A 6,610-nucleotide genomic window follows, 5' to 3' on the forward strand; every position below is an offset into this window, starting at 1 on the left:
GGTTGACGCATGGATCTCGGTATTTCCGGCCGCTGGGCACTGGTCTGCGGCGCAAGCAAGGGTCTCGGCCTCGGCTGCGCGCGCGCCCTCGTGGCCGAAGGCGTGAACGTGGTGATCGTGGCCCGTGGCGAAACCGCCCTGCAGGCCGCCGCTGAGGAACTGCGCGCCCTGCCCGGTGCCGCCGAAGTGCGCACGGTCGCCGCCGACGTCACCACCGAGGCCGGCCGTACCCAGGCACTGGCTGCCTGCCCGCAGGTCGACATCCTGGTGACCAACGCCGGTGGTCCGCCGCCGGGCGACTTCCGCACCTTCGAGCGTGATGACTGGATCGCCGCGCTGGATGCCAACATGCTGGCCCCGATCGCGCTGATCCGCGCCACGGTGGACGCGATGATCGCGCGCGGCTTCGGCCGCATCGTCAACATCACCTCATCCTCGGTGAAGGCGCCGATCGACACGCTGGCGCTGTCCAACGGCGCGCGCAGCGGCCTCACCGGCTTCGTCGCCGGGCTGGCGCGGCGCACGGTCGGCCACAACGTCACGATCAACAACCTGCTGCCCGGCCAGTTCGACACCGAACGCCTGCGCGCCAACTTCGCCCACGCTGCGGGCCAGGACGGCGACGTGCAGGCGGTGGCCGACCGCCGCCGCCAGCAGATCCCCGCCGGCCGCTTCGGTACGCCGGACGAATTCGGCGCCGCCTGCGCCTTCCTGTGCAGTGCACAGGCCGGTTACCTCACCGGGCAGAACCTGCTGATCGACGGCGGCGCCTACCCCGGTACGTTCTAAGAGACTTCCGCAATGCCGTCCCACTTCGATGCCCGCCACGTCCGCCGCGCGTTCGCCCGCGCCGCCAACAGCTATGACGCCGCCGCTGCCCTGCAGCGCGAGGTGCAGTCGCGGCTGATCGAATCGCTGGACTACCTGGAAGCGCGCAAGCCCGAGGTGGTGCTGGACATCGGTGCGGGCACCGGCCACGCCAGCGCGCTGATGAAGAAGCGCTGGCCGAAGGCGCAGGTGATCGCGATGGACGTGGCCCTGCCGATGCTGGACCAGGCCAAGCGCCAGGCCGGCTGGTGGAAGCCGTTCCAGCGCCTGTGCGGTGATGCCGCCGCGCTGCCGCTGGCTGACAACAGCGTCGATGTGATCTTCAGCAACCTGTGCCTGCAGTGGCTGGACGACCTGCCAGCGGTGTTCGCCGGTTTCCGTCGCGTGCTCAAGCCCGGTGGCCTGCTGCTGTGCTCCACCTTCGGCCCGGAGACGCTGGTCGAGCTCAACGAAGCATTCGCCGCCGCCGATGACCGCCCGCATGTCAGCCGCTTCGCGCAGATCGCCCAGTTCGGCGATGCGTTGATGATGGCCGGCTTCCGCGATCCGGTGCTGGACCGCGACCTGTTCACCCTGACCTACGACGACCTGCCGGCGCTGATGCGCGAGCTGCGCGCGATGGGCGCGACCAATGCACGGGTGGACCGCCGCCACACGCTGACCGGCCGCGGTCGTTTTGCCGCCGCTGCTGCAGCGTACGAACCGATGCGCCGTGCCGACGGCAAGCTGCCCAGCAGCTGGGAAGTGATCTACGCTCACGCCTGGGCGCCGGACCCGGGCGCGCCAATCCGCGAAGGCGGGCATGACATCGCCTCGGTGCCGGTGTCGGCCATCCCGATCCGCCGCAAGCAGCCCTGATCGAAAGCCGCCGGGCATGGCGATCAGGTATTCGCCGGCGAACTCAGCGGCGGACGCACCAGGTCGCGGTGGAAGAAATAGATTTCCTGCACCAGGAAACGCCAGCTGGTGTGGAAGCTGCGGAAGCGCGTGCTTGGCGTTGACGAGGCCAGCGCCTCGATGCCCAGCGCCTGGCTCAGGCGCAGCGCGCGTGCCATGTGCAGCGGGTCGCTGACGATGATGACCGTGTGCAGCTTGCGCTGCTCCATCAGCCGCTTGGCTTCCACCAGGTTCTGCACGGTGTTGCGTGAGGCGGTCTCGATCAGGATCGCGTCATCCGGCACGCCGTGCTTCAGCGCATAGCGCCGTGCCACCTGCGATTCGGAAAAACGCGCGCCCGCGCCACCGTAGCCACCGGTGAAGATCAGCAGCGGTGCATAGCCGGCCTGGTACAGGTCGAGGCCGTGGCGGATGCGTTCTTCGAACACCGGCGACGGCTTGGCATCGTAGGCCGCCGCGCCCAGCACGATGATCGCATCGGCCTTGGCGGCCTGGTCGCGCTCACCCACCCAGACGATCCAGGCGGTCACGCCCAGCAGCCACACCAGCACCAGTACGAACAGGCGCCACAGCCAGCCCAGCAGGCCGGTGCGGGGTCGATGACGGCCGCGGCTCACGCCACCTCCCAGCGCAGCGCTGGCAGATCGACGTTGCCGCCGGACAGCACCAGGCCCACGCGCTGGCCCGCAAACCGCGCCGGCTGGGCCAGCACCGCCGCCAGCACGATGGCCGAGGACGGCTCCACCACCTGCTTCAGCACCTCCCACAGCAGGCGCATCGCCGCACGGGTGGCGTCATCGTCCACCACGATCACCTCGGCGCCCGCTGCCTGCAGCAGCTGGAAATTCGGCGCGCCGACCAGCGTGCGCAGGCCATCGCAGAAGGTGTCCGGGGTGAAACCGGTCACGCGCTGGCCGGCAGCCAGCGAACGCGCGGTGTCGTCGGCGCCGGCCGGTTCGGCCAGTACCAGGCGGGTCTGCGGGCTGGCGTGCTGCAGGGCCAGCGCAGTACCGCTGGCCAGGCCACCGCCGCCCACCGGCACCACCAGAACATCGAACGGGCCATCGCTGTGCAGCAGCTCCAGCGCCGCCGTGCCTTGCCCGGCCATCACCCCCGGGTCGGCATAGGGATGCACCAGGGTCGCGCCGGTATCGGCCTGCACCTGCGCGCAGGTGGCCTCGCGGTCGGCGATGGTGGGCGGGCAACGCCAGAGGGTGGCGCCATGGCGTGCGATGTTGGCCAGCTTGGCGGCCACCGCCCCTTCGGGCACCACCACATGACAGGGTATGCCGCGGGTGCGGGCGGCCAGGGCCAGCGCCGCACCGTGGTTGCCCGAGGAATGGGTGACCACACCGGCCGCGGCGCGCCCGGCGTCCAGCGACCACACCGCATTGCAGGCACCACGGAACTTGAACGCCCCGCCGCGCTGCAGATGCTCGGCCTTGAAGGCCAGCTGCGCCCCGGCCAGCGCATCCAGCGCGTGCGAGCGCAGGACCGGCGTGACATGGGCATGCGGCACGATCCGCGCGGCGGCGGCCAGGACATCTTCGGCGCGGGGCAACAGTGAATCGCTCATGACGCAAGATTAACGTATGCCCCGACGCTGGCGGCCACGCACCCGGCCATGCCAGCATGCAGGCCTTCATCGCCATTCATCCTGGGCCGGCACAATTAAGGGGCGATTCAATGCCCACGCCTGAAGCTGGCCCTACACCCGTCCTTGGGGGGACCCACATGAAAACGCGCCTGTTGCTTGCCGGTGGCCTGTTGCTGGCCCTCACCGGCTGTTCCACCTACGACTATGTCGGCGGTGGCAGCGGTGGCAGTTACTACCACGGTGCCCCGTCGACGGAGTACCGCTATCCGTATGGCTACCCGTCCACCTATGGCTACCCCTACTACGGTGGGTACGGCGGCTATGGCGGCGGTTACGGCTACGGCTATTACGGCAACCCGTATTACTCGCGCCCGGTCTACCGGCCGCCGCACAACCACCGGCCGCCGCCGCCGCCGCGTCCGGGCAACGGGGGTGAGAACCGTCCGCCGCCGCCGCCGCGCCAGAACAACGGTGGGTCGCCGTGGCGGAACATGGACTCGATGCGTCGCCCGCCGCAGGCCGGCCGCCCGTCGGGTCCGCCGCAGGCACGTCCGTCTGCGCCCCAGGCTCGTCCGTCCGCGCCGCCGCAGGCACGTCCGGCACCGGCACCGCGTTCGCCGAAGTCGAACGGTTCGCCGTGGCGAAACCTGGAACGATGAACCGTTGCCTGCGGCGAAACATGAAACGTGCGACGCAGCGCACAGTTGGGCTCTGAACCATCTTGCATTTCACGCGGTTCAGGCCGCACTCTACGCGGGTGGTGACGGCCCGCGTCACAAAGTGACAAAAACGTTAAGGGCCCGTCCCAAACAGCTCTACGTCGATATCCGACAGGAACATCTGGATCCCCCCTGTTCCGGCCCTGTCGGATGTCGGCACCTCTGAAAGCAGACGGCCCCGCGATGCGGGGCCGTTTGTTTTGGGGGGTCGCCAAACCTGGCCGGCTCCAGTAGATCCACGCCATGCGTGGATAGGGCCCCTGCCGGTAAACCTGCAAAAAAACAGGTAAACCTGCAAAAAAACAGGGCCGGACAGTCCCCCGACTGCCGGCCCCCCGCTTCCCCACCGTGCGCCTGTACCGGCCCCTGTTCCAATTCCGGTCAACGGCGCCTACGGCGCCAGCCACGATGGGTGCTATTGGGTTATCTGCAAAAATCCTGCCAACTTTAGGGCGGATTTCATCCCGGCCCCGATCCGGGCCCGTCGCCCCCCTCAGAATGGCGCTAAAATCGCCACCCCGGCGCCGCCCCGGCCGCGCCCGTCCCTTGTTGACCTGCCCCCATGACCCAGTCCTTCCATCGTTACGACGTCATCGTCATCGGCGGTGGCCACGCCGGCACCGAGGCCGCGCTGGCCGCGGCCCGTACCGGCGTGCGCACCCTGCTGCTGACCCACAACATCGAAACCGTGGGCGCGATGAGCTGCAACCCGGCCATCGGCGGCATCGGCAAGGGCCACCTGGTCAAGGAAATCGATGCCCTCGGCGGTGCGATGGCGCATGCCGCCGACCGCGCCGGCATCCAGTGGCGCACGCTCAACGCCTCCAAGGGCCCGGCCGTGCGCGCGACCCGCTGCCAGGCCGACCGCAACCTGTACCGCATGGCGATCCGTGCCATCGTCGAAGGCCAGGCCAACCTGACCGTGTTCCAGGCCGCCGTCGATGACCTGGTCATCGAAGGCGACGCCGTGCGCGGGGTCATCACCCAGACCGGCCTGCGCTTCGACGCCGAGGCCGTGGTGCTGACCGCCGGCACTTTCCTGGCCGGCAAGATCCACGTCGGCCCGACCCAGTACGCCGCCGGCCGCATGGGCGACCCGCCGGCCACCACGCTGGCCGCGCGCCTGCGCGAGCGTCCGTTCCAGGTCGACCGCCTGAAGACCGGCACGCCGCCGCGCATCGATGGCCGCTCGCTGGATTACAGCGTGATGGACGAGCAGCCCGGCGACACGCCGCGCCCGGTGATGTCCTTCCTCGGCTCGGTGGACGAGCATCCGCAGCAGGTCAGCTGCTGGATCACCCACACCACCGAACAGACCCACCAGATCATCCGCGACGCCCTGCACCGTTCACCGCTGTACAGCGGCCAGATCGAGGGCATCGGCCCGCGCTACTGCCCGTCCATCGAGGACAAGGTGGTGCGCTTCGCCGAGAAGGCCAGCCACCAGATCTTCGTCGAGCCTGAGGGCCTGGGCATCGTCGAGATCTACCCCAACGGCATCTCCACCTCGCTGCCGTTCGACGTGCAGCTGGAGATGGTGCGCAGCATCCGCGGCTTCCAGAACGCGCACATCACCCGCCCCGGCTACGCCATCGAGTACGACTTCTTCGATCCGCGCGGGCTGAAGGCTTCGCTGGAAACCAAGCTGGTCAACGGCCTGTTCTTCGCCGGCCAGATCAACGGCACCACCGGCTATGAAGAAGCCGCCGCACAGGGCCTGCTGGCCGGCCTCAACGCCGCGCGCCAGGTGCGCGGGCTGGACGGCTGGTGCCCGCGGCGCGACGAAGCGTACCTGGGCGTGCTGGTGGATGACCTGATCACCCACGGCACCAACGAGCCGTACCGCATGTTCACCAGCCGCGCCGAGTACCGCCTGCAGCTGCGCGAGGACAACGCCGACCAGCGCCTGACCCCGGCCGGCCGCGAGATGGGCCTGGTCGATGACCGCCGCTGGAGCGCCTTCGAGACCAAGCAGGCCGCGGTGGCCGCCGAGCGCGCGCGCTTGGGTGCACTGTGGGCGACCCCGGCCAATGCGCTGGGCCGCGAGGTACAGGAAACCCTGGGCGTGGCGGTCAGCCGCGAAACCAACGTGCTGGACCTGATCAAGCGCCCGGAACTGGACTACGCGCAGCTGATGCAGGTGCCGTCGCTGGGCCCGGCCGTGGCCGATGGCAAGGTGGCCGAGCAGGTCGAGATCGGCGTGAAGTACGCCGGCTACCTGGACCGCCAGCGCGACGAGATCGAACGCCAGCAGCGCCACGAAGCGACGCCGATCGCCGAAGGCTTCGACTACGCCGGCGTGCGTGGGTTGTCGGCCGAAGTGCTGCAGAAGCTGGAACGCGTGCGCCCGCAGACCATCGGCCAGGCACAGCGCATTCCCGGCATGACCCCGGCCGCGATCTCGCTGCTGCTGGTGCACCTGGAACGCGCCCGCCGCGGCCGCGTGGCGTAACGCGCATCATCGGTAGCGGGCGGGGCGACCCCCCCCGGCGGGGCGCGGGCGGCGCCACCCCCGCGCGGGTCGCCCCGGGCAGCGCGGCAGGGCGCGCTGAGAAAGAGGAGGTTGGCC

General features: G+C 69.7%; 6 protein-coding genes. 4 read left to right on the top strand and 2 right to left on the bottom strand.

Annotated features, from left to right (window positions below):
- Positions 1-9 precede the first annotated feature (9 nt).
- Both ACVOK1_RS07885 and bioC read left to right on the top strand, forming a co-directional pair.
- Complete coding sequence (locus ACVOK1_RS07885; protein ID WP_481561686.1) at positions 10-789, top strand: SDR family oxidoreductase; 780 nt, start codon at positions 10-12, stop codon at positions 787-789.
- A 12-nt stretch (positions 790-801) separates the two neighbouring features.
- Entirely contained in the window at positions 802-1,686 is an 885-nt protein-coding gene (bioC, locus tag ACVOK1_RS07890; RefSeq protein WP_150453803.1) for a malonyl-ACP O-methyltransferase BioC, read from the top strand.
- Positions 1,687-1,709: 23 nt separating this feature from the next.
- On the opposite strand, the gene ACVOK1_RS07895 is transcribed toward bioC, so the two are convergent.
- A complete protein-coding gene (locus ACVOK1_RS07895; RefSeq protein ID WP_165835659.1) occupies positions 1,710-2,354 on the bottom strand; it encodes a YdcF family protein in 645 nt (214 codons plus the stop codon).
- Positions 2,339-3,301 carry a pyridoxal-phosphate dependent enzyme gene (locus ACVOK1_RS07900; RefSeq protein WP_481561687.1) on the bottom strand — a complete coding sequence of 321 codons (963 nt, stop codon included), beginning with the start codon at positions 3,299-3,301 and terminating at the stop codon, positions 2,339-2,341. The genes ACVOK1_RS07895 and ACVOK1_RS07900 overlap by 16 nt, the downstream gene beginning before the upstream one ends.
- A 158-nt stretch (positions 3,302-3,459) precedes the next feature.
- On the opposite strand from ACVOK1_RS07900, the gene ACVOK1_RS07905 reads away from it, so the two are divergent.
- Positions 3,460-3,981 (top strand): hypothetical protein, encoded by a 522-nt coding sequence (locus ACVOK1_RS07905; RefSeq protein WP_481561688.1) that lies wholly within the window; start codon positions 3,460-3,462, stop codon positions 3,979-3,981.
- Positions 3,982-4,603: 622 nt separating this feature from the next.
- Complete coding sequence (mnmG, locus tag ACVOK1_RS07910; RefSeq protein ID WP_108770378.1) at positions 4,604-6,493, top strand: tRNA uridine-5-carboxymethylaminomethyl(34) synthesis enzyme MnmG; 1,890 nt, start codon at positions 4,604-4,606, stop codon at positions 6,491-6,493.
- The last annotated feature ends 117 nt before the right edge of the window (positions 6,494-6,610 follow it).

This window comes from Stenotrophomonas sp. STEN087 (assembly GCF_056759115.1).